The sequence below is a fragment of the Methylotenera sp. genome, assembly GCF_029945535.1.
GTDB lineage: Bacteria > Pseudomonadota > Gammaproteobacteria > Burkholderiales > Methylophilaceae > Methylotenera.
Genome location: NZ_JAQSCU010000014.1, coordinates 46,717 through 71,172, shown reverse-complemented (window position 1 = coordinate 71,172; position 24,456 = coordinate 46,717). Strand labels below are relative to the sequence as shown.

Annotated in this window: 21 protein-coding genes and 1 tRNA gene; 9 read left to right on the top strand and 13 right to left on the bottom strand. The window is 44.1% G+C overall.

Annotation, left to right across the window (positions count from 1 at the left end):
- Window positions 1-133 precede the first annotated feature (133 nt).
- The 5 genes from hemL to PSU72_RS11245 all read right to left on the bottom strand — a co-directional run bounded on the left by hemL (window position 134) and on the right by PSU72_RS11245 (window position 5,442).
- Window positions 134-1,417, bottom strand: coding sequence for a glutamate-1-semialdehyde 2,1-aminomutase (hemL, locus tag PSU72_RS11265; protein WP_300432612.1), 1,284 nt, complete (start codon window positions 1,415-1,417; stop codon window positions 134-136).
- Entirely contained in the window at window positions 1,414-2,070 is a 657-nt protein-coding gene (gene thiE, locus PSU72_RS11260) for a thiamine phosphate synthase (protein WP_300432611.1), read from the bottom strand. Before thiE ends, hemL begins: the two co-directional genes overlap by 4 nt.
- A 129-nt stretch (window positions 2,071-2,199) precedes the next feature.
- Entirely contained in the window at window positions 2,200-3,060 is an 861-nt protein-coding gene (gene thiD / locus PSU72_RS11255; protein WP_013149426.1) for a bifunctional hydroxymethylpyrimidine kinase/phosphomethylpyrimidine kinase, read from the bottom strand.
- A gap of 35 nt (window positions 3,061-3,095) precedes the next feature.
- A tRNA-Gly gene (locus PSU72_RS11250) sits at window positions 3,096-3,169 on the bottom strand.
- A 74-nt stretch (window positions 3,170-3,243) separates the two neighbouring features.
- A complete protein-coding gene (locus tag PSU72_RS11245) occupies window positions 3,244-5,442 on the bottom strand; it encodes a primosomal protein N' (RefSeq protein WP_300432609.1) in 2,199 nt (732 codons plus the stop codon).
- 84 nt (window positions 5,443-5,526) lie between these two features.
- Between PSU72_RS11245 and argS the strand changes: the two genes are divergently transcribed.
- From argS to PSU72_RS11205, 8 genes are all read left to right on the top strand, one after another.
- Window positions 5,527-7,182, top strand: a complete 1,656-nt coding sequence (argS, locus tag PSU72_RS11240) for an arginine--tRNA ligase (protein WP_300432608.1) — start codon at window positions 5,527-5,529, stop codon at window positions 7,180-7,182.
- A 26-nt stretch (window positions 7,183-7,208) separates the two neighbouring features.
- The gene (locus tag PSU72_RS11235) at window positions 7,209-7,844 is read left to right on the top strand and encodes an SPOR domain-containing protein (RefSeq protein WP_300432607.1); all 636 of its coding nucleotides are present in this window, start codon (window positions 7,209-7,211) and stop codon (window positions 7,842-7,844) included.
- Between the two features lie 166 nt (window positions 7,845-8,010).
- Window positions 8,011-8,655, top strand: a complete 645-nt coding sequence (locus PSU72_RS11230; RefSeq protein WP_300432606.1) for a thiol:disulfide interchange protein DsbA/DsbL — start codon at window positions 8,011-8,013, stop codon at window positions 8,653-8,655.
- Window positions 8,656-8,827: 172 nt separating this feature from the next.
- Window positions 8,828-9,631, top strand: a complete 804-nt coding sequence (locus PSU72_RS11225) for an SDR family oxidoreductase (RefSeq protein ID WP_300432604.1) — start codon at window positions 8,828-8,830, stop codon at window positions 9,629-9,631.
- 128 nt (window positions 9,632-9,759) lie between these two features.
- Complete coding sequence (locus PSU72_RS11220; protein ID WP_300432603.1) at window positions 9,760-10,377, top strand: paraquat-inducible protein A; 618 nt, start codon at window positions 9,760-9,762, stop codon at window positions 10,375-10,377.
- Complete coding sequence (locus PSU72_RS11215) at window positions 10,374-11,129, top strand: paraquat-inducible protein A (protein WP_300432602.1); 756 nt, start codon at window positions 10,374-10,376, stop codon at window positions 11,127-11,129. The genes PSU72_RS11220 and PSU72_RS11215 overlap by 4 nt, the downstream gene beginning before the upstream one ends.
- Window positions 11,126-12,754, top strand: coding sequence for an MlaD family protein (locus tag PSU72_RS11210; RefSeq protein WP_300432601.1), 1,629 nt, complete (start codon window positions 11,126-11,128; stop codon window positions 12,752-12,754). Before PSU72_RS11215 ends, PSU72_RS11210 begins: the two co-directional genes overlap by 4 nt.
- 72 nt (window positions 12,755-12,826) lie before the next feature.
- Window positions 12,827-13,459 (top strand): PqiC family protein, encoded by a 633-nt coding sequence (locus PSU72_RS11205; RefSeq protein WP_300432599.1) that lies wholly within the window; start codon window positions 12,827-12,829, stop codon window positions 13,457-13,459.
- A 149-nt stretch (window positions 13,460-13,608) separates the two neighbouring features.
- On the opposite strand, the gene ettA is transcribed toward PSU72_RS11205, so the two are convergent.
- On the bottom strand, window positions 13,609-15,273 hold the full coding sequence (ettA, locus tag PSU72_RS11200) for an energy-dependent translational throttle protein EttA (protein WP_300432597.1): 1,665 nt from the start codon (window positions 15,271-15,273) through the stop codon (window positions 13,609-13,611).
- 155 nt (window positions 15,274-15,428) lie between these two features.
- Here ettA and PSU72_RS11195 point away from each other — a divergent pair, with 155 nt between their 5' ends.
- Window positions 15,429-15,974 (top strand): YaeQ family protein, encoded by a 546-nt coding sequence (locus PSU72_RS11195; protein ID WP_300432595.1) that lies wholly within the window; start codon window positions 15,429-15,431, stop codon window positions 15,972-15,974.
- A 24-nt stretch (window positions 15,975-15,998) separates the two neighbouring features.
- Here the strand turns inward: PSU72_RS11195 and PSU72_RS11190 are convergent, their stop codons facing one another.
- The 7 genes from PSU72_RS11190 to atpA all read right to left on the bottom strand — a co-directional run bounded on the left by PSU72_RS11190 (window position 15,999) and on the right by atpA (window position 24,422).
- The gene (locus PSU72_RS11190; RefSeq protein ID WP_300432593.1) at window positions 15,999-16,625 is read right to left on the bottom strand and encodes an adenylate/guanylate cyclase domain-containing protein; all 627 of its coding nucleotides are present in this window, start codon (window positions 16,623-16,625) and stop codon (window positions 15,999-16,001) included.
- Window positions 16,626-16,667: 42 nt separating this feature from the next.
- The gene (gene glmS / locus PSU72_RS11185) at window positions 16,668-18,497 is read right to left on the bottom strand and encodes a glutamine--fructose-6-phosphate transaminase (isomerizing) (protein ID WP_300432591.1); all 1,830 of its coding nucleotides are present in this window, start codon (window positions 18,495-18,497) and stop codon (window positions 16,668-16,670) included.
- A gap of 46 nt (window positions 18,498-18,543) precedes the next feature.
- Window positions 18,544-19,914, bottom strand: coding sequence for a bifunctional UDP-N-acetylglucosamine diphosphorylase/glucosamine-1-phosphate N-acetyltransferase GlmU (gene glmU / locus PSU72_RS11180; RefSeq protein WP_300432669.1), 1,371 nt, complete (start codon window positions 19,912-19,914; stop codon window positions 18,544-18,546).
- A 109-nt stretch (window positions 19,915-20,023) separates the two neighbouring features.
- A complete protein-coding gene (locus PSU72_RS11175; protein WP_300432589.1) occupies window positions 20,024-20,449 on the bottom strand; it encodes a F0F1 ATP synthase subunit epsilon in 426 nt (141 codons plus the stop codon).
- A 45-nt stretch (window positions 20,450-20,494) separates the two neighbouring features.
- A complete protein-coding gene (gene atpD, locus PSU72_RS11170; RefSeq protein ID WP_300432587.1) occupies window positions 20,495-21,934 on the bottom strand; it encodes a F0F1 ATP synthase subunit beta in 1,440 nt (479 codons plus the stop codon).
- Window positions 21,935-21,989: 55 nt separating this feature from the next.
- Complete coding sequence (gene atpG / locus PSU72_RS11165; RefSeq protein WP_300432585.1) at window positions 21,990-22,856, bottom strand: F0F1 ATP synthase subunit gamma; 867 nt, start codon at window positions 22,854-22,856, stop codon at window positions 21,990-21,992.
- Window positions 22,857-22,880: 24 nt separating this feature from the next.
- The gene (gene atpA, locus PSU72_RS11160) at window positions 22,881-24,422 is read right to left on the bottom strand and encodes a F0F1 ATP synthase subunit alpha (protein ID WP_013149442.1); all 1,542 of its coding nucleotides are present in this window, start codon (window positions 24,420-24,422) and stop codon (window positions 22,881-22,883) included.
- Window positions 24,423-24,456: the final 34 nt, after the last annotated feature.

Here is a 24,456-nt window from a genome sequence, read left to right as displayed (position 1 = left end):
AAGAAATAAAGCAAGTCTAAACTCAAACTACAGAGCCCCGCCATTTCACTGATATTGAAATAACGGGGGCAAAGGGAATTGGTGAGTGGAATTGACTAGAGGAACTGAAGAGTACAATTAAAGCAGCAAGTCTTTACTTGATTAGTGAAAATGCCTTTTTAGCTGCAGCAATAGTGTTAGCAATATCTTCATCAGTATGTGCGGCTGAAACAAAGCCTGCCTCAAATGCAGATGGGCCTAGATAAATGCCACTATCTAACATGCTGTGGAAGAACTGGTTAAAGTGCTCTTTGTTTGATTGCATCATCTCATGGTAAGAAGTCGGGCATTTTTCGCAGAAATATAGACCAAACATACCGCCCACACTTTGTGCATTAAATATCACACCACCTTCTTTTGCCGCAGCCTTTAAGCCATCAACTAATTTTTGAGTTTGCGCGGTCAACTTAGCGTGGAAGTCGGGCGCTTGGATAAGCTCTAGTGTTTTTAAACCAGCAGTCACCGCAACAGGGTTGCCAGAGAGCGTGCCGGCTTGATACACCTTACCCACAGGTGCGAGGCATTGCATAATATCTTTACGTCCACCAAACGCGCCAACTGGCAAGCCGCCACCAATCACTTTACCCAAAGTGGTCATATCAGGCTTGATGTTATATAGCGCTTGCGCACCGCCCAAAGCGACGCGGAAACCCGTCATCACTTCATCAAAAATCAATACGGCGCCGTGTTTAGTGCAAAGTTCACGTAGCGTTTGTAAAAACTCCATGTGCGGCACGATTAGATTCATATTACCGACGACAGGCTCAATAATCACACACGCGATTTCATCACCCGTTTTATCAAACAAGTCTTTTAATTGCTGCGTATTGTTGTATTCTAAAGTGAGCGTGTGTGCAGCTACACTAGCTGGCACACCACCTGAATCTGGCTCACCAAATGTGAGCAGACCTGAACCAGCTTTTACCAACAAGCCATCTGAATGGCCATGGTAGCAACCTTCAAATTTCACGATTTTATCGCGTCCGGTAAAACCACGCGCTGTGCGGATTGCACTCATAGTGGCTTCAGTACCGCTACTGTTAAGGCGCACTTGCTCCATGCTTGGCACCAGCTTATTAATCAGCTGCGCCATTTCAAGCTCTAAACCAGTCGGCGCACCAAATGACAGGCTATTTGCCGCAGCTTCTTGCACAGCTTTAATCACAGTAGGGTGCGCATGACCAACAATCATCGGCCCCCAAGAGTTGATGTAATCGATATATTCTTTACCATCAACATCCCATAATTTAGAACCTAAACCTTTTTTGAAAAATATCGGCGTGCCACCTACACTGCGAAACGCACGTACTGGCGAATTTACACCGCCAGGAATTAGCTCTTGAGATTTATCAAAAAGGGTTTGATTGGTAGAAGTCATGTCGTTGCCTTAAGGTTTGATTCTTTGAATAAATGTGCGAATTGTTGAGCTGCTAATTTTACGTCATCTGCATTAAAAATTGCATTAATCACAGCGATTGAATCTGCACCAGCTTCTATAGCGGATGACGCATTTGTTAAAGTAATACCACCTATAGCTACGGCTGGGATATGTAATTGCGCTTTTGCTTGTTTGAATAAATCTAAACTTGCTACAGGCGCATGCGGTTTGGTAGTTGATGCAAAGCAAGCGCCAAAGGCCACATAAGTTGCGCCAGCTTGTTGCGCGCTCAAAGCCAGATCAAAGCGGCTATAGCACGATGCGCCTAGTATTTTATTCGCGCCTAACCTTGCTTTAACTTCGGCGATATTGCCGTCATCTGCGCCTATATGCACACCATCTGCATCTAAAGCGAGGCAAATCTCTAATGAGTCATTAATGATGAATGGCACTTGATAATGCTTGCATAGCGGCAAAATAGCCCCTGCTTGCTGAGCTTGTAAGTCATAGCTTGCTTGTTTATTGCGATATTGCAGCACGCTTATGCCGCCTTGAAGTGCAGCTTCTACTTTTGCTAACAGTAAGCCTGTGTCAACTTCGTCGGGCGTGATTGCGTATAAGCCGTAGATTTTATGAAATGGTATAAGTTGCATGGATTCTTCGCTTTGCTCAGAATGACGCGGCTACTTGTAGGAGCGGTTTGCAGCCGCGAACAGCCGTACAGAGTCTCGCCATAATTCGCGGCTGCAAGCCGCTCCTACAGATAGCTTTTATGCGTAACATTAGTGCGTTTTAGCACTACCATCACCGCTATTTACAACGGCATCTTCTTCGTCGCGCGCCCAGAACATACGATCGGGAATAAATTGCCCCATGCCAGGCCTGAATCCATTTTTGAGTGTTTGCCAAGTATATTCTTGCGCTTCCATCACGGCTTCTTCGATGCTCAAACCATGCGCCATGCAAGCGGCAATGGCGCTAGTAAGCGTACAGCCAGAGCCGTGATAACTACCTGCTAATCGCTCCCATTTATACGCTTTAATAAGTTTATTTTCACCATACAGCGTGTTAGTGACTTCTAGGCTGCGTTCGTGCGTGCCGGTAATCAACACGTATTCACTGCCCATTTCCAGCAAGCGCGCAGCAGCTTCATCTAGCGAAGTTAACGCCACTTCATCGTCCGCATCGGCAAACGCTAATCGACGCGCTTCCAAACTATTGGGCGTAATTAAAGTGGCTTGTGGAAATAACAGCTCAATCATCGCATCCATCATGTCATCATTGGTTAAATCATCGCCACGACCAGAGGTTAAGATTGGATCTATCAACAATGGAATATCTGGATAATCCGCCATGATTTCAGCAATCACTGCGATATTTTCAACTGAGCCCAACAGACCGAGCTTGAATGCAGACACCTGAACGTCTTCCAGAATCGCTCGTGCTTGATCATTCACCCAATCGGCATCCATCGCTAGCACGCCATCAACACCACGCGTATCTTGCACGGTAATAGCCGTCACTACAGAAAGCGGATGGCAGCCAATACTAGCAAAAGTGAGAATATCTGCCTGCAAACCCGCGCCACCGCTAGGGTCTGTGCCAGCAAAGGTTAGAACTGAAGGTGGTGCTTGATTGGCCATAATATTTTTGCGCTAAATGATTACATTAATTTAAATGGAGCGGGATACGGGAATCGAACCCGCGATTAAACTTTGGGAAAGTTTCGTGATTCCATTTCACCAATCCCGCCTAATCCTTCATTTTACTGTAATTTAGTAAAAGCGAGTATGTTCGATTATCACATTATCCAAAGAAGCTAGAGATTAAAACTCTAGTGGATCAACATCAATCGCCCATCGCACTTTAGCTGCGATGGCTTGACCTCTTAATTGACTCACCAAGTTTCTAAGCAACTTTTGCAGTGCGCTTCTATTGCTGGTTTGCATCAATACATGGCCGCGCTCCATGCCTTTTAGGCGCTCCATTTGCGGGCGAATGGGGTCGTATACGGTGACTTCAGCGCTTAAGTCTCGCGCTACTTTAAATGCATGGTTTAAAAATTGCTGCACAAGTGCGAAATCATTCGCTTCCGCACGCAGCAGTGCCATAAACACATACGGCGGAAACTGCACTTGCTCACGCTCTAGCAGCATGGCATTGGCGTAGCTCACATAGTCTTGGCTGCGCAGGGCGTTAAATAGCACATGCTCTGGAAACTGCGTTTGAATAATCACTTGCCCGGCTTTATCTGCCCGACCTGCGCGTCCAGCCACTTGCATGAGTTGCGCAAACAAACGCTCACTCGCCCGAAAATCTGGACTATGCAGCGCGCTATCGGTATCAATCACGCCAACTAAGGTCAAGTTTGGGAAATCATGCCCTTTAGCGAGCATTTGTGTGCCCACCAAAATATCGATTTCTTGATTATGTACTTTGTCTAAAATCTTAACTAAAGCGTTCTTGCGACTGATGCTATCGCGGTCTACTCGTGCAATTCGCGCAGTAGGTAGCAATTGCGCCAAGGTTTGCTCTAGCCTTTGCGTACCGTGTCCAGTTGGGTGCAAATCCGCATTGCCGCAACTTGGGCATTGCAGTGGTATCTTTTGCTCATGTCCGCAATGGTGACAGCGCAGTTTTCGTTGCCCTAAATGCACTACCAGGCGGCTGCTACAACGCATACACGGCGCAATCCAATGGCAAGCTGAACACAACAAAACAGGCGAATAACCACGGCGATTAATAAACAACAAACTTTGCTCTTTGCGCGCTAACCTGAGTTTTAACGCAGTAATCAGTTGCGGCGTTAAACCCTGTTGCAGGTTCACTTTAGTCGTATCTATACACTCAATATTGGGCAGTTGCGCCGCCGTGACCGCGCGCTGATTCAGGCTAAGTAAATGGTATTTATTTGTAGTTGCATTGTGCCAACTTTCCAGCGCTGGCGTGGCAGAACCAAGCACCACGGGAATATTCAAACGCTTGGCTCTCACCAGTGCAATATCGCGTGCATGATAGCGCATGCTATCTTGCTGCTTATACGAACCATCGTGCTCTTCATCGATAATAATGAGCTTTAAATTAGGCAATGGCGTAAAGATAGAAAGACGTGTGCCAATGACAATTTTAGCTGCGCCAGACTGCGCCATTTGCCAATGATGTAAGCGTTCACTCTCGCTCAAATTGCTATGTAAACTCACTAATGGAATATTTGCAAAGCGGCTTCTGAAGCGTGATTCTAATTGTGGCGTTAGATTGATTTCTGGTACTAGCACTAATACTTGAGCGTCTTTAGAAGCTAAAAAATGCTGCATCAAGCGAACATACACTTCGGTTTTACCGCTACCTGTAATGCCGTGTAATAACCAAGCTTTAAATTCGTTGGAATTTTGTACAATTTGCTCAACCGCGTGCGCCTGCTCATCATTTAAGTCTGGCTCAGTGGCTGATTGCTGTTCTAACACACGCAATCCTGCTTGCACTTGCTTGCTGCTAGCCCAACCATCCAGCACCAGCTGTTTTGCAGCTTTGCGTGCGCCACTGGAAATTGCATCTAACTCAGCTTCGGTTAACAATTCAGAAGCCAGCAAAGCCTCAAAAACTCGGCGCGTCACCAATTGACGTTTAGGGATTAACTCGACAGTTTGCGCACGCCCAAACTCGGTTAACTGATAAGCAAACTGCTTGCGCGAAACGGCTGGTGCAATTTGCCGCAAACGTGAGGGTAGGGCGGATAACAATGCCTGACCAAACGGATATTGGTAATAATCCGCGCTAAACTTAATCAAATTTAACGTTTCAGTATTAATTGGCAATTCATCTGCAAACACCTGCGTGATAGGCTTTAGTTTTTCAATCGGAAATTCGCTAGTTTCAGCAAAGCCCATCACAATACCAATCTGGCTTCTACGGCCAAATGGTACGAGTACGCGCTGACCAATTTGCGCAACATTTCCACCGCTCAAATAATCAAATAAGCGGTCAAGCGGCACATCTAAAGCAATATTTAGGATGGTTTTGGGCAAAGTTATGTTCAGAAAATCAACTGATTAAAGAAAAAATGGCGACAGTAGGTTAAAATAGCGGTTTTAGCATGTAATGCAAATATTGTGAAAACACATCTTACCCAATTACTGACCGCAGCCGCAAAAACTATTGCGCCTGAATTTGAAGCGACCATTTTACTTGAACGCCCAAAATCTGCCGAACATGGTGATTTTGCAACCAATTTAGCCTTAGTTTTAGCCAAACCGCTCAAACAAAATCCGCGTGCAATCGCTACGCAAATCCTCGAAGCATTGCCAACCAGTGACTATATCGCGAAAACTGAAATCGCGGGCGCAGGGTTTATTAACTTCTTTTTGAATGCACAGTCACAACAAGCTGTTGTGACTGATATTTTAAAAGCTGGCGAAAATTATGGTCGCAATAACATCGGTAGTGGTCAGAAAGTACAAGTAGAGTTTGTTTCAGCTAACCCAACCGGCCCATTGCATGTAGGCCACGGACGTGGCGCAGCGGTCGGCGATTGCTTGGCACGCTTGCTTGATGCTAACGGCTGGGATGTAACACGTGAGTTTTACTATAACGATGCTGGTGCGCAAATCGATAATCTGACGATTTCAGTGCTAGCGCGCTGCAAAGGCCTTTCAACGGATGATGCCAGCTTTCCTGAAAATGGTTACCGTGGCGACTATATTTTGGACATCGCCAACGCGTTTCTGAACAAAGAAACCGTGACCGCCGATGACATGCAAGTCACTGCAAATGGCGAAATTACTGACGAAGATGCCGTGCGCACTTTCGCTGTAGCCTATTTGCGCCATGAGCAAGATTTAGATCTAAAAGCCTTTCAAATCAAGTTTGACGTATTTTCATTAGAAAGCGCCTTGTATTCAGAAGGCAAAGTTGAAGAAACCGTGCAAGCACTGATTAAAAGCGGTCACACCTATGAGCTAGACAGTGCGTTATGGTTAAAAACCACAGATTTTGGCGATGATAAAGACCGTGTGATGCGCAAATCTGAAGGCGGCTACACTTACTTTGTACCTGACGTGGCTTACCATTCTGAAAAATGGAAACGTGGTTTTGTACGTGTAATTAACGAGCAGGGCGCTGACCATCACAGCACCATTACTCGCGTTCGTGCTGGTTTGCAGGCTTTAGATGCTGGCATTCCAAGCGGTTGGCCTGATTATGTATTGCACCAAATGGTCACTGTGATGCGCGGTGGCGAAGAAGTGAAACTGTCAAAACGTGCAGGTAGTTATGTCACGCTACGTGATTTAATTGAAGAAGTTGGCTGTGACGCAACACGTTACTTCTTAGCCGCGCGTCGTTCAGACTCGCAATTGGTGTTTGATATTGATTTAGCTCGTGCTCAAACCAACGATAACCCTGTGTTTTATATTCAGTATGCCCATGCCCGTATTTGCAGCGTGTTAGCCCAATGGGGTGGTGTTGCAGCGCAATTAAATGATGTAGATTTAAGCCCGCTTAATAATCCGCATGAAACTGCATTGATGCAACGTTTAAGTTCCTACCCTGAAACAGTTGCAAATGCCGCGACCGAGCTAGCGCCGCACGTAATCGCAAATTATTTAAAAGATTTAGCCAGTGATTTGCATAGCTATTACAATGAATATAAGTTTTTAATTGAAGATGAAACCGTTAAACTAGCGCGCTTAAGCTTGATTAGCGCTACGCAACAAGTCTTAAAAAATGGTTTAGGCTTACTTGGCGTAAGTGCGCCCGAAAAAATGTAGTACAAATGTAAGGACTTTAGAAAATTATGAGTAGAGATTACAAACCAAGCCCAGAAAGAACTAAGAGCAGCAGCAAAGGCAGCCCTTTTTTAACGGGTCTATTGGTCGGCATTTTGTTAGGTGTTGCTGCATCACTCAGCGTGGTGATGTTTATTAAAGGCGGCGATAGCCCATTTGGCGCACAAACCGAGAAAGAACCTAAAACGCCATTGGCAGATAAAATTGTTGCGGACACTAAAGCTGAAGCAGCAAAAGCTGCAGCTGAAAAAGACAAACAAGCCGCTGCAGATAATAATGAAAATGTTGATGACAAAACACGTTTTGATTTTTACACGATTTTGCCGGGTAGCGAGAGCAAAGTGACCAAGGAAGAAGAAGATAAAATCAAGGCAAATGACCAGCAGCCAGTTGTACCAAAAAGTTATTTTTTACAGGTTGGTGCTTTTCAAACAGATGAAGAAGCTGACAACTTGAAAGCTAAACTTGCCTTGCAAGGCTTTGAGGCGGTAGTACAAACCGCTACAATTCCTGATAAAGGTACTTGGCACCGCGTACGCGTAGGACCTTTGAACGATTTAGATCAAATCAACAAAACCAAAAAAGATTTAATCAGTAACGGCTTTAATGCTGACTTGATTAAAGTAAATAACGAAAACCAGTAACGTAAACAAGTTATTTTAGATACTGACTACAATTTTTATAGATTGAATTGTCAGCCAAATTTAAAGTCACACGTTTGTATGTAAATAATATTTAAGTAATGTGAGTGAATATTAATCATTAATTTAGATAGTTAAATTTTAGACCAAGTTAAAAGGAAAGTTAAAGATGAAAAAATTGTTGGCCGCATTAATGTTGTTAGCCTCATTCAATGTATTGGCAGCAGACCCACAATTGGGTCAAGAGTTTGATAAAACCGCAGAAGTCATCAACACAGACAACCCAGGTAAAATTGAGGTGACTGAAATATTCTGGTACGGCTGTATTCATTGCTACCACATGGATCCTATCCTTAACGCATGGGTCAAGAAATTACCAGCAGATGTAGTATTCAAACGTGTACCTGGTTTGCCTAATCCATCTTGGGCACCTATGGCTAAAGCTTTCTATGCTATGGAAGATTTGAAAATATCTGACAAATTGCACACCGCTTTATTTGATGCTGTGCATAAAGAAAAGTCACTTGATCCTACCAATGAAGCAGCTATTACTGATTGGATGACTAAAAAAAGCGGTCTAGATAAAGCGAAAGTAGAAGCGGCATTTAAATCATTCTCTATGAATAATAAATTGAACCAAGCGGCTAATTTCTTCCGTGCTTCTGGCGCAACTGGCGTACCTAGTTTTATTATCAATGGTCAATTCATTACCTCTAGCACAATGGCTGGTGGTAACGAGCAAGCACTTAAAACGGTTGATTTTATTGTTGGAAACGTTCGCGCAAGCAAAGCGAAGACCCCAGCAAAAAAGTAGTTGGAGAATCAAACTGGTTAACGTCTTTTTTCCAGAGAATATTTAATCGGTGATTCTGTTAAGACTCTAGCTTAAACCTAATGAGCCCGTTACTACCTTCTGGTATTAACGGGTTTTTTACGCCTATAATATTTCCGTTATTCAATTGCTCTCATCAACTAAGGCTATATCCATGAAAGTTTTTATCACTGGCGCTTCCAGCGGCATAGGCGAGGCGCTTGCCACAGAATATGCTAAACGCTTTCAAAATAAAGACACCACAATAGGACTAGTAGCTAGGCGTAGTGAGCACTTACAAAAGCTACAATCTAAGCTACAAGAAACCTATAAAATTAAATGTGTCATTTATCCGCTAGATGTACGTAATAGCGCAGCACTTGCCAGTGCTGCTGAAAGCTTTATGCAGCAACATGGCACACCAAACATAGTCATTGCCAATGCAGGCGTAAGCCGTGGAACGCTCACCGAACACGTGGAAGACATTGCCGCTTTTCAAGCGATTATGGATATTAACGTCATGGGGTTGGTACATACCTTCCAGCCATTTATTGCCGCCATGCGCCAAGCTGGGGCAAAAGGTGAGAACGCTCAATTAGTCGGCGTTGCTAGTGTCGCGGGTATTCGCGGCTTACCAGGCGCAGGCGCTTACAGCGCGAGTAAAGCGGCCGCCATTAGTTATTTAGAAAGTCTGCGCGTAGAAATGGCGCAAGACAATATTGCCGTCACCACTATTGCACCGGGCTATATTCGCACGCCAATGACAGACGTAAATCAATACAAAATGCCATTCTTAATGGACGCCGATGTATTTGCCTATAAATTTGCCAATGCCGTTGAAAACAAACGCCGCTTCTGTGTGATTCCATGGCAAATGGGTTGGGTAGCAAGATTTATGCGTTTAATACCGCCATTTTTATGGGATTTTGCTGTAAAAAAAGCGCCTCATAAGAAGCGCCTAGATTGGGATTGGCTATAAATATTTTTGTAAATATTGATAAAATTTAGCCCATGGCATTGTTCTGTTTTGGCCTAGATAACCCCTGCCATAGCTTTTCTAAGTTATAGTCTAATCATAGACTTAATTAGACATCGCCTGACTTGACTATGCATGAAATCCAAGACATGATTGCCTGCGAGCAGTGTGACGCCGTGTTTCAAAAGCTCTCACTAGGTAATGGCGAAATTTCACTTTGCACACGTTGTGGAGCTGAACTCGACCGTAATGCTCAAGAGCGGCGTAATCATTTGCTGCCATTGACCATCGCCAGTCTCATCATTTTCGTCATCGCAAATACTTTTCCTATTGTCCAAATAGAGTTACAGGGCTTAGTCAGCAAAACGACATTAATGGGTGCGGTATTATCGCTAAGCACCGAGGGTGTCTCGCTGGTAGCACTACTGGTGCTAGCAACCACTATATTATTTCCATTGATGCAGATGCTGATCTTATTTTACCTACTCATCCCATCAACGAGTCTTAATGACCGCCCTGGGTTTAGCCTATTGATACGCATCATGCAAATGCTACGCCCGTGGGGCATGGTGGAAGTGTTCATGTTGGGGGTACTAGTAGCGTTAATCAAACTATCAAACATGGCCACTATCATCCCCGGCATTGCCTTGTGGGCATTTTGTATGCTCACCGTGATGCTCACAGTTGTGGTGTCATTCAACCCACGTTATTTGTGGCAGTTGGAAACCTCCGAACAGGAGGCAAGATGACGAAGAACGTTCTAACTAACATGGCAGTGCTGCCTTCTGAATATGCAACTACTCAATTCGAGACTGCTAGCAGCTTGGGCATACTAGCCTGTCACCAATGTGGCAAGCTCTGGAAAGGTGCACAGCAAGGTCAATGTTGCTTACATTGCAACGCTACACTGCACATGCGCAAGCCAGATAGCCTTAACCGCACTTGGGCGCTACTCATCACCGCATGCATCATGTATATTCCAGCTAATATGTTGCCGGTCATGATCACCAGCACTTTATTTGATACCCATCAAGATACCATTCTGAGCGGCATCATTTTCTTCTGGGTGTCTGGAGATTGGGGTCTAGCAGCCGTGGTCTTCATTGCTAGCTTTCTTGTACCTTTACTCAAACTGGCATCATTATTTATATTAGTGATTAGCGCACAACGGCAAAGTTTCTGGCGACAACTAGAACGAGCTAAGTTATACCGCTTAGTAGAAATCATCGGTCGCTGGTCGATGCTGGACGTTTTTGTCGTCTCACTTTTGGTAGGTTTAGTACAGATTCAGGGATTTGCCCAAATCACTGCAGGTGTGGGTATTGTGGCTTTTGGCGCAGTAGTAGTATTAACCATGCTGGCTTCGCTCAGCTTTGATCCGCGGCTGATTTGGGACACTGCAGATTCCCAAACTTCAAGTCAGTCATTTATAGCCACTGATGGCTCAAACAAAAGTAATGCCAAATTAAAGATAAAAGACAAGATGAAAGAAACGCGATGAACGAAGAGATTAAACAAGAAAATGTGACTGGCTTGCCCACCCCTAAGCGTGAGCAGCAAAGTAATTGGCTGCCATCGTTGGTATGGTTAATTCCTATTATTGCTGCAATTATTGGTGTCATCTTAGTCGCCAAAATATTAATAGACCGTGGCCCAGTCATCACCATCACATTTCGTACTGGTGAAGGCTTGGAAGCAGGTAAGACCAAGGTGAAGTATAAGGAAGTTGATATTGGTGAAGTACAAACCATTAGCTTAAGTAAAGACCGCTCACAGGTGCTGGTAAAGGTGCAGCTATCTAAGAATGCAGAAAGCTTCACCACGATGGATACGCACTACTGGGTGGTACGTCCACGCCTTGGTGCTTCTGGCGTCTCAGGCCTAGGCACATTGCTATCAGGTGCTTACATTGCCGCGGATGGCGGTATATCCGACGAAACCACCAAAGAATTCACAGGGCTGGAAATACAACCCACGGTTACGCGCGACGCTTCGGGTAAGCAGTTCATATTGCACGCAGATGACTTGGGGTCGGTCGATGTAGGGTCACCTATTTTTTACCGTCGCATCAAGGTAGGCCAAGTTTCTGCTTATGATTTAGATGATGATGGCAAAGGTGTTAGTTTGCGTATCTTCATCGATAAACCTTATGACAAGTTTGTTGGCATGAACACGCGCTTCTGGCAGGCCAGCGGGGTGGATATTCAGGTGAATGCCAGCGGCTTTAAGGTCAATACGCAATCACTCGCTAGCGTCGTTCTGGGCGGGCTTGCATTTCAATCAGCAGATGGTAATCTTGGTACGCTTGCCAAAGAAAATACCACTTTCCTATTAGCGCATGACCAAACCGAAGCACTTAAGCAGCCGGATGGCCGCTCGGAAACAGCCATCCTTCATTTCAACCAGTCGATCCGCGGCTTAACACCTGGTGCAACGGTCGATTTCCGCGGCGTAGTGCTAGGTCAAGTGAAATCAATAGGCATTGAATATGACACTAAACGCCGTGAATTCGATATGCCCGTGGTCATTGAGATTTATCCTGCTAGGCTAGGTAGTAAATATGCTAAAGATGAAGCTCAATCATCTTACACACAGCAGCAGCGTATACAATTTATGGTCAGCCGCGGCTTGCGTGCTCAGCTACGCACAGGCAATTTGCTGACAGGTCAGCTTTACGTTGCACTTGATTTCTTCCCCAAAGCGCCGCCAGTGGTGCTAGCACCGAGCACACCAATAGAATTACCAACCATTTCTAATGGGCTAGATGAAGTGCAAACACAGATTGCGACTATCACTAGCAAGCTCAGTAAAGTGCCGTTCGATCAAATCGGTATTGATTTGCAAAAATCATTAGTCACCTTAAACAACACCTTAAACAGCGCTGAAAAACTGACAAAAACACTCAACCAAGACGTAGCACCTGAGGTGACCGCTGCCATGAAAGATGTGCGTAAAACCCTTGACAGTGCAGGGCGTACGTTGTCAGAAGACGCGCCATTACAGCAAGATTTAAGGCAAACACTACAAGACCTATCGCGTGCTGCAAGCTCTTTAAAAGTATTAACTGATTATCTTGAACAACACCCTGAATCGCTGATTCGTGGCAAAGCCATTGATAATCCTTAACTTTATAAATGCACAAAAGAGTTTCAAAACCTTGTCATATGGAAAAGCAACATGATAAATTGGAGTCATCGGATGAGTTTAACCAAATCTAGAGCATTGATAGTTGTATTGGCTATTGCGCTCGCGGCATGTGCAACACCTGCAACCGTGCGCTTTTATACATTAAGCAACCAAACGCAAAGCAAGCCGGCGGGTGTATCAAACACAACACCAATTGCCATTGAGGTGCTGCCTGTACGCGTTCCTGAGCGCTTAAAACGTCCGCAGTTAGTGATTACCTCAAAGAGTGTTTCTCAAATCAAGATTCTAGAGCAGGATCGCTGGTCATCCGCATTCAATGACGAACTACATGATGCTTTTGTTAGCGGAATCACCAATCAGCTTGGCGCCATCGATATTTCACGTGGCGGCCGAGTCGCTAATCAACCTATTTACCGCATTTCTATTAATTTGCAGCAGTTCAATGCGACTCTGGGCGAACAAGTACAAACCAATTTTGTATGGACGATTACACGCCTAAATGCTGGTACAAGCTCAGGAGACATGCCTTCATTATCCTGCCAAAGCATCATCAGCAAAACGGTTACCAGTGACATCAATGCAGTAGTGATAAGTTTACAAGAAGCCGTAGCCGATGTGACAAAGGCAATTTCTACCAATGTCACCAGCCTAAACACTGGCCGAAATGCTACATGCAATAATTGACAGACTAGCGCGTAATGGGTTTGTATCTGATACGTTTCGGTTTCGCGCCTTTGTCGCCGAACTTGCCACGGTTTTTTGTGGCTTAGTTTCGGCGGGCATGCCCTTTCAGGTACGGAGGGCTTTGGGAGTTAATTGATTGAATTTTTCATCTAGCGCGTAATCGGTTTGTACCTGATTCGTTTCGGTTTAGCGCCTTCCTCACCTAAACGTTTACGTTTATCGGCTTCATATTCTTGATAGTTACCGTTAAAGAACGTCCATTGCGATTCACCTTCTGCGGCTAAGATATGCGTCGCGATACGGTCTAAGAACCATCTATCATGTGAAATCACCAATACGCAACCTGCAAACTCAAGCAAGGCATCTTCTAGTGCACGTAATGTTTCCACATCTAAGTCGTTTGATGGTTCATCGAGCAGCAATACGTTGCCGCCAGAAATCAGCGTTTTCGCTAAGTGCAAGCGGCCACGTTCACCGCCTGAAAGCTGACCGACGATTTTTTGTTGATCGCCGCCTTTAAAGTTGAAGCGACCAATGTAAGCACGTGATGGCGTTTCATAACGGCCTACCGTAAGAATATCTGAGCCATTTGCTATTTCTTCAAAAACCGTCTTGGTATTGCCCAAATCGTCGCGGCTTTGGTCAACATATGCCAATTTAACGGTTTGGCCAATATTGACCTCACCGCTATCTGGCGCTTCCAAACCCATCACCATTTTAAATAGTGTCGATTTACCTGCGCCGTTCGGGCCGATAATACCGACAATCGCGCCAGCTGGTACGCTAAAGCTTAAATTATCAATCAATAATCTGTCTTTAAACGCCTTGGTGACGTTGTTGAATTCAATCACTTGGTCGCCTAAACGCTCACCTGCAGGAATGAAAATCTCCTGCGTTTCGTTACGTTTTTGATACTCGGCACTGGCTAACTCTTCATAGCGTGCAATACGTGATTTACTTTTAGCTTGGCGTGCTTTCGGATTTTGACGCACCCACTCTAATTCGGTATTCAATGCTTTACGACGTGTAGATTCTTGCGATTCCTCTAACGCTAAACGTGCTTGCTTTTGATCTAACCAGCTTGAGTAATTGCCTTTCCATGGAATACCATGGCCACGATCTAACTCTAAAATCCACTCAGCTGCATTATCGAGGAAGTATCTATCATGCGTTACCGCCACCACGGTGCCTGGGAAGCGAACCAAGAACTGTTCTAGCCACTCCACAGACTCTGCATCCAAATGGTTGGTTGGCTCGTCTAACAGCAGCATATCTGGCTTAGACAGCAATAGTTTACATAAAGCCACACGGCGTTTTTCACCACCCGATAATGGGCCGATTTTTGCATCCCAAGGTGGTAAACGCAGCGCATCTGCGGCTATATCTAGTTGCGTAGTTAAGTCGCTACCGCTTGCAGCAATAATGTTTTCCCACTTAGCCTGTTCTTCAGCAAGCTTGTCAAAATCTGCGTCTGGCTCTGCATAAGCGGCATACACGGCTTCTAACTTGGCTTGCGCCTCCATCACCTCGCCCATGCCTGATTCAACTTCTTCACGCACGGTTTTTTCTGGGTCTAATTGTGGCTCTTGCGGCAAGTAGCCAATCGTCATATTGGGCTGCCATTGCACCTCGCCCTCAAACTCTTTATCCACACCCGCCATAATGCGCAGCACGGTAGATTTACCTGAGCCATTTAAACCCAACAAACCAATTTTTGCGCCTGGGAAAAAAGATAAAGAAATATCTTTAATAATGGTTTTTTTAGGAGGAACGATTTTGCTCACGCGGAGCATAGACATGACATATTGAGCCAAAATAAATACCTTTTTGTTTTGCTAATATAAAAAATGAAAGCTTAACAGAAAGCCCGCATGCTTGCTCGCTATCCCTGACTATACATCAATGATTGCAATGAATAGGGCGATGGGAATGTAGGTATAATGTGCCAACGATAAAAGGCACAGCTTAAATGGCAATCAAATCCACAATTTATAAAATCGATCTGCAAGTTTCTGATATGGATCGTAATTATTACCAGCAACATAACTTAACCATTGCTAAACATCCATCAGAAACTGATGAGCGCGTCATGGTGCGACTAATTGGTTTTGCCATGTATGCCAATGAAGCGCTGATATTCGGCAAAGGCTTGAGCGATGATGAAGAGCCAGATTTATGGCAAAAAGATCTCACTGGCGCTATCGAGTTATGGATGGATGTAGGCTTACCAACAGAAAAAGATATTCGTAAAGCTGCAGGACGCGCAAAGCAAGTAGTGGTGGTGCTTTACGGTGGGCGAATCGCTGATATGTGGTGGGCGGCTAACAGTAAAGCCTTGCTTAAAACCAACAACTTAACGGTGATTAATTTACCCGAAACAAAAGAATTAGCGAACATTGCAGAGCGTGGCTTTAATATCAGCTGCACCATTCAAGATGGGCAAATCATGGTGGGGCATGATGGTGGCACTTTGGACATTATTCCTGTGATTTTGAAAGAACCAAGTACTTACTAAAGCACACAACTAATTGAGCATTTTCTAAATCAAAATCACTTTGTAGGCAGAGTTTGCACCGGCTGGCGCGTGCTCTAGCTTTTGATAAGTCACTCCTGCGAAATCCGCGCAAACTTGCTGAAATGCGCCTGTCACCAAAGTTTCGCCTTGTTTTGCGACATCTTCACCCAGTTTACAGGCGGCATTCACCTCTGCTCCAAACACTTCGGTATTGCCTACACGCAAAATCTTACCAAAGCCCAAACCCACGCATAGGTGAACTCTTTCTTGTTCAAGTTTAGCTTCGTTATAGGGAATTAAAATCTGCTGCATCACAAGCGCACATTGCAATGCTTTTTGTGGCTGACGAAAAATCACTAAAAAAGAGTCACCATCAGTTTTAAGTAAAAAACCTTCATGTTGCTCAATCACTGGTAATAACAAACGTTCAGACTCATAAATCGTCTGCAAAAAATGAATGATGCCATACTCTGCCACTCGACGAGAAAAGCCCGCCAAATCGGTCATCATCACACACCACTCTTCGCCAAACAAATCCCAAATACGTTGATCTATTTCATCTTTATTTGCATTAGGCAATAGCCTTTGTGCAATCAAATCATATAAGCGACTTTCAGAATTTTGCATTACGGTTTTAGAGTTGTGACTCATATTGTTTCTACTAAATGAGACGTAAATTGATAGTTTTATAGACTACTCTACTGTGACCGATTTTGCCAAATTTCTAGGCTTATCCACATCCGTTCCTTTGATTAATGCGACATGATATGCCAACAGCTGTACAGGGATGGTATGCAAAATAGGTGATAGCACGCCTACGTGGCGCAAGGTGCGAATGACATGCACACACTCACTTTCTGCAAAGTGGCTATCATCATCGGCAAATACAAACAACTCTCCGCCACGTGCTTTCACTTCTTGCATATTAGATTTTACTTTTTCTAACAACGTATCGTTAGGTGCAATCACGACGACGGGCATGTCGCTATCCACAAGCGCTAGTGGGCCGTGCTTTAGCTCACCTGCAGGATAGGCTTCGGCATGAATATACGAGATCTCTTTAAGCTTGAGCGCTCCCTCTAGGGCAATTGGATAGTGTATACCGCGGCCTAAAAACAGAGCATGGTGCTTATCAGAAAATGCTTTAGCCCACTCACGTATTTGTGGCTCCAGATTGAGCGCATGTTGTACACTGCCTCCCAATTGTCTCAAAGCTGTTAGATACTCATGTTCTTGAGCGTCACTAAGCACTCCTCGTTGTTTAGCTAATGTCGCAGCTAAAGTGAAGAGGGCAACTAATTGGGTAGTGAAGGCTTTGGTAGAAGCTACACCGATTTCAGCCCCTGCACGCGTGTAAAACACCAGTTGCGAGGCGCGTGGAATAGCACTCTCTTGCACGTTACAAATCGCTAAAGTCAGATGTTGGCCTAACGATTTAGCGTGCTTCAATGCCTCCATCGTGTCTAACGTTTCACCTGATTGTGAAATAGTGACTATCAATTGTTTAGGATTTGACACAGAAACTCTGTATCGATATTCGCTGGCAATTTCTACATTAGTAGGTATTTTTGCAATGCTTTCCAGCCAGTATTTAGCGGTAAGCGCAGCGTAATAACTTGTTCCTGCAGCAAGAATCAAAATACTATCGACTTGTTTAAATACTTCACTGGCGTTTTCACCAAACAGTGCGGGGGAGAACTGATTATCATCAATCAGCGCTTCAATGGTGTCTGTCAGCGCTTTAGGTTGTTCATGTATTTCTTTTTGCATGAAGTGCGCATACGGGCCAAGCTCCATGCTGGCGAGCGATACGTCACTCATATGCACTTTGCGTTCTACTGTATTACCATCTCGTCCAAATATTGTGACGCCCTCACGACGCACATCGGCTACGTCACCATCTTCAAGGTAAATTACTTTGCGGGTCACTGATAGCACTGCAGAAACATCAGACGCAATGAAATTTTCACCTTCACCCAAGCCTATCAATAACGGACAACCTAAGCGCGCGGTAATCATGTGTTCCGGCTCTTTCACTGAAATCACGCTGATAGCGAAGGCACCGGTCAGTTCAGCCACGGCTTTTTGCGTAGCTGCTAAGAGTGGTAAATCTTTGTGATAATTGTGTATTAGATGCGCAATCACTTCCGTATCGGTTTGTGACGTAAATTCATAGCCTAGCGCTTTTAAGCGAGTGCGCTGCTCATCGTGATTTTCAATAATGCCGTTATGTACCACGGCAATTTCACCTTTCGAGACGTGTGGATGCGCATTGCTTTCAGTCACACCACCGTGTGTGGCCCAGCGCGTATGACCAATACCAACTTGACCACTTAAATTAATCTCTAAAGCCTTTTCTGTCATGGCAGCAACTCGCCCAACAGCACGTACACGCTCTATGTTTCCACCGCTCAATACAGCAACGCCTGCAGAGTCGTAGCCACGATATTCCAGGCGGCTTAGACCTTCTATAAGGGTTGATACGACGTTTCTACTTGCTACTGCGCCTACAATTCCGCACATAAATGGTCTTTCATCAATTAATTTACTTAAGCTTACTTTTTAATCTTTACCGTTTGATTTTTATGGGCCGCTTCCAGCCCACTATCGTTTTTTGCTCTTTTGCACGGCAGAATGTTAAAGCGTCCGCGGGCGCATCTCTAGTAATGGTTGAACCTGCGGCAATGGTCGCATTTCTACCAATAGTGATTGGTGCAACCAATTGTGAGTCTGAGCCTATGAACGCGCCATCCTCAATCACTGTTCTAAATTTATTCGCACCGTCGTAATTACAAGTTATTGTGCCAGCACCAATATTGACTTTTTTGCCTATAGTTGTATCGCCCACATAACTTAGATGGTTAATCTTGCTACCAACATCCACTTGCGAATTTTTAAGTTCTACAAAGTTACCAATATGCGTATCTGCAGCCAGTGTAGTACCAGGACGTAATCTTGCAAATGGACCAATACGGCTATTTTCGCCAATCTCAGTGTCATCAATATGTGTAAATGGCGCGATTTGAACGCCAGCTTCCATGGTGGCATTTTTAATGACACAGTTTGCTGAGATTTTTACGTTATCAGCTAAAGTGACATTACCTTCAAACACGCAATTAACATCAATCTCTACATCTTTGCCGCAGCTTAGTAAACCACGCACATCTAAACGCGCAGGGTCTCTTAATGTAACGCCTTGTTGAAGCAACTTTTGTGCAATGCGTGTTTGATACACCCGTTCTATAGCACTTAAATCTGTTTTAGAGTTAATACCTGTGACTGACCATTCATCATCTGTAACCTCTGCAACAACTTCTATACCCTGCTGCACAGCCAGCGTCACAATATCAGTAAGGTAATATTCGCCCTGAGCATTGTTATTGGTCAATTGCGATAACCATTTTGTTAAATAAGCATTAGGCATCGCCATAATGCCAGTATTCACTTCAACGATATTACGCTGCGTTATAGTTGCATCTTTATGCTCTACAATAGCCATCACGTTTTGATTATCTGCACGCACAATGCGGCCATAACCAGTGGGGTCTGCTTTATTAAAAGATAGAATCGCTAACTTGTTATTGGCTTGTTCAATTAAGGTCTTGCAAGCGGCTACGTCAACCAAAGGCACATCGCCCAGCATCACTAAAGATTGTGCACCAGCATCTAAAAATGGTACTGCTTGTTGCACAGCATGGCCTGTGCCAAGCTGCTCAGCTTGGTTTACCCAAGTAATATTTTCGTGTGAAAATGCTTCACGAACGATTTCGCCGCCATAACCATATACCACAATAATTTTGCTTGGATTTAGTGCTTTGGCAGAATCAATCACATGCGCCAATATCGATTGACCGCCAATTTCATGTAGAACTTTAGGTGTATTGGAATGCATGCGGGTGCCTTTACCCGCAGCTAGAATAATGATATTGAGTGACATTATGCCTTTAAGACTTCTGTGATTTTTGCATGGCTAAAGTATAACAAAAAAGGCAGCCTAAGCTGCCTTTTTGCTGGTGTTAACTTTCGTTACACCGAATTGATTTTGGTCATCAATGATTAACTTTACGTAGTCGTTCAATCGCTTGAATTTGTGCAATCGCTTCAGACAATTCAGCCTGTGCTTTTGCATAATCCATATCCGAAGTTCGATTCTTCATAGCTTCTTCAGCTGCTGCTTTTGAAGCAACTGCTTTAGCTTCATCTAAATCGTGACCACGCACTGCAGTATCAGCCAACACAGTAATTAAACCTGGTTGCACTTCTAACAAACCGCCTGAGATGAAAATCAAAGTCTCTTCAGCAGAATCAGCCAGTTTAATACGCAATGAGCCTGGTTTGATTGTAGTGACCATAGGTGCATGGTGAGGGTATATACCTACTTCACCCGTACTTACCGGAACTACAACAAACTCAGCTTCACCAGCAAAAATGCTGGCTTCTGCACTTACTACATCGATATGAACAGTATTTGCCATATTTTTCTCTATACTTTATTAAAGTTTACTAAGTGCTTAATCAGCTTAGTTTAAAGTTTTGGCTTTTTCTACTGCTTCTTCAATGCCACCTACCATGTAGAACGCTTGCTCAGGCAAGTGATCGTATTCACCAGCAACAATCGCTTTAAAGCCTTTGATTGTTTCTTTTAGTGGCACGTATTTACCTGGCGCGCCAGTAAACACTTCAGCTACGTGGAAAGGTTGTGATAAGAAACGTTGAATTTTACGTGCACGGCCAACAGCTAATTTATCTTCTGGTGACAATTCGTCCATGCCCAAAATAGCAATAATATCGCGAAGTTCTTTATAACGTTGTAATGTTTGTTGAACAGAACGTGCAACGTTGTAATGCTCTTCACCAACTACCAATGGGTCTAATTGACGTGAAGTAGAATCTAGTGGATCAACCGCTGGGTAGATACCTAAAGATGCAATGTCACGTGACAACACAACTGTTGAATCCAAATGTTGGAAAGTTGTCGCTGGTGATGGGTCAGTCAAGTCATCGGCAGGAACATAAACCGCTTGGATAGAAGTAATTGAACCTGTTTTAGTTGATGTAATACGTTCTTGTAAACGGCCCATCTCGTCCGCTAGAGTAGGTTGGTAACCTACAGCTGAAGGCATACGACCTAACAACGCTGATACTTCAGTACCGGCCAATGTGTAGCGGTAGATGTTATCAACGAAGAACAATACGTCACGACCTTCGTCACGGAATTTCTCAGCCATGGTCAAACCTGACAAAGCTACGCGTAAACGGTTACCTGGTGGCTCGTTCATTTGACCGAACACCATCGCTACTTTTGATTCTTTCATGTCATCTAGCTTAATAACGCCAGCTTCTGCCATTTCGTGGTAGAAATCGTTACCTTCACGAGTGCGCTCACCTACACCAGCAAACACTGATAAACCTGAGTGTTGTTTAGCAATGTTGTTGATTAGCTCAAGCATGTTAACTGTTTTACCCACACCAGCACCACCAAACAAACCAACTTTACCGCCTTTAGCAAATGGGCAAACTAAGTCAATCACCTTGATACCTGTTTCCAACAAGTCAACTGATGGAGATAACTCTTCAAAAGTTGGCGCTTTTTGGTGAATTGCACGACGCTCATCACAATCAATTGGACCAGCCTCATCAATTGGGCGGCCTAACACGTCCATAATACGACCCAAAGTACCTACACCAACTGGCACAGTAATTTGATCGCCTGTTGATTTGAATGATGTACCACGTGCAAGACCATCTGAAGAACCCATGGCAATCGTACGTACAATACCGTCACCTAATTGCTGTTGCACTTCAAGCGTTAAGCCTACTTCAGCATTGCTTGATGCATCGTCAATAATTAACGCTTCAAACACTTTAGGCATTTGATCGCGTGGAAATTCAACGTCGACCACCGCACCAATAATTTGCACTACTTTACCTATTTTTACACCTACGTTCGCTGTACTCATTTTTTATATCCTATTCAAGCTAATCTGTTGAATTGTAATTTAATTCTTAAAAATACTATGATACCGCTGCCGCGCCGCCGACGATTTCTGAAATCTCTTTGGTAATGGCTGCTTGACGTGCTTTGTTGTAAACCAGTTTCAAATCACCAATCACTTCTTTCGCATTGTCAGACGCTGATTTCATTGCCACCATACGTGATGATTGCTCTGAAGCCATATTCTCTGCCACAGCGTTATAAACTAATGATTCGATATAACGTGTCATCAATTGATCAACTACTGGCTTAGCTTCAGGCTCATAGATGTAATCCCAATGACCTTTAGGACTACCTAGTTGCTCGCCGCTCAATGGTAATAATTGCTCCATCACTGGCTCTTGCTTCATGGTATTAATGAACTTGGTATAGCTAATATAAAGCTGATCAATTTCGCCAGCTTCATACATATCTAGCATCACTTTAATCGTACCGATTAGCGTTTCTAAATGCGGCACATCGCCTAAACCAGTAATGTGCGATTTAACATTAGCACCAACGCGGTTCATGAAACTGAAACCTTTGTTACCAATTGCACTTACCGCAATCGCTTTACCTTCAGATTCCCAATTTTTCATTTGGTTAACTGAGAGGCGCAGCATGTTGGTATTTAAACCGCCACATAGGCCTTTATCTGAGCTCACCACAATCAAACCGACGTTTTTAACAACCTCACGTTTGATTAAATATGGGTGCTTATACTCTGGGTTTGCAAATGAAAGATGCGCAGCAACGTTACGAATTTTCTCAGCATACGGACGGCTAGCACGCATTCTATCTTGCGCTTTACGCATTTTAGAAGCGGCAACCATTTCCATCGCCTTGGTGATCTTGCGTGTATTTTCAACACTCTTGATCTTGGTTCTAATCTCTTTACTACCAGCCATTTTTAGTCCTAGATAGTAGAATTATTAGTAAGCGTTTGTAGCTTTGAAGTCCTGAATTGCGGCTTCAACTGCTTTTTCGTTATCGCCAGCTAAATCTTTGCTAGATTCAATGCCTTCCATCAATTTAGCGTATTTAGAACCCATGAAACCGTGTAATGCGTTTTCAAAAGCTAACACTTTATTGGTTGGAACATCATCAAAGTAGCCTTTGTTAGCTGCTAACAATGTAATCGCCATTTTAGAAACACTTAATGGTGCGTATTGCGCTTGTTTCATCAACTCAGTAAACATACGACCGCGGTCTAATTGTTTACGTGTTGCTTCATCCAAATCAGAAGCGAACTGCGCAAACGCAGCCAATTCACGGTATTGCGCTAATGCTAAACGTACACCGCCACCTAATTTCTTAATGACTTTAGTTTGAGCAGCACCACCAACGCGAGACACTGAAATACCAGCGTTAATCGCAGGACGAATACCAGCGTTGAACAAGTCAGTTTCTAAGAAGATTTGACCATCGGTAATTGAAATCACGTTAGTTGGCACGAAAGCAGAAACGTCACCAGCCGCTGTTTCAATCACTGGCAATGCAGTCAATGAACCTGTTTTGCCTTTAACGGCACCGTTAGTGAATTTTTCTACGTAATCTTCGTTAACACGCGCTGCACGCTCTAACAAACGTGAGTGAATGTAGAACACGTCACCTGGGTAAGCTTCACGACCTGGTGGACGGCGTAATAACAATGAAATTTGACGGTAAGCAATCGCTTGTTTAGTCAAATCATCATAAACGATCAATGCATCCTCACCGCGGTCACGGAAGTACTCGCCCATCGTACAACCAGCGTACGGTGCTAAAAATTGTAATGCTGCTGAATCTGATGCTGTTGCCGCAACCACGATGGTGTAAGCAAGTGCGCCGTTTTCTTCAAGTTTACGTACCACGTTAGCGACAGTAGAAGCCTTTTGGCCAATCGCTACATAGATACAGGTCATGTTTTGACCTTTTTGATTGATGATGGCATCAATCGCAACCGCAGTTTTACCTGTTTGACGGTCACCAATAATCAATTCACGTTGACCACGACCAACTGGAACCATAGAGTCAACAGATTTCAAACCTGTTTGTACTGGTTGTGAAACTGATTTACGTGCAATCACGCCTGGTGCAACCTTTTCAATCTTGTCAGTCATTTTTGCATTAACTGGGCCTTTACCATCAATTGGCTGACCTAGCGCATTAACAACGCGACCGATTAATTCTGGACCTACTGGCACTTCTAAAATACGACCTGTACATTTACAGATATCGCCTTCAGTAATATGCTCATAGTCACCTAGAACAACCGCACCTACTGAATCGCGCTCTAAGTTAAGCGCTAAACCGAATGTGTTGCCTGGAAACTCGATCATCTCGCCAGCCATCACGTTTGAAAGACCGTGAATACGAACGATACCGTCGGTTACTGAAATTACTGTACCTTGAGTACGCGCTTCAGCTGAGGTAGAAAAATTTTCTAATCTGCTTTTAATCAGTTCACTGATTTCTGATGTAGATAACTGCATTTTGACTCCTAATAATTTTCTTTGCCTAAATTAT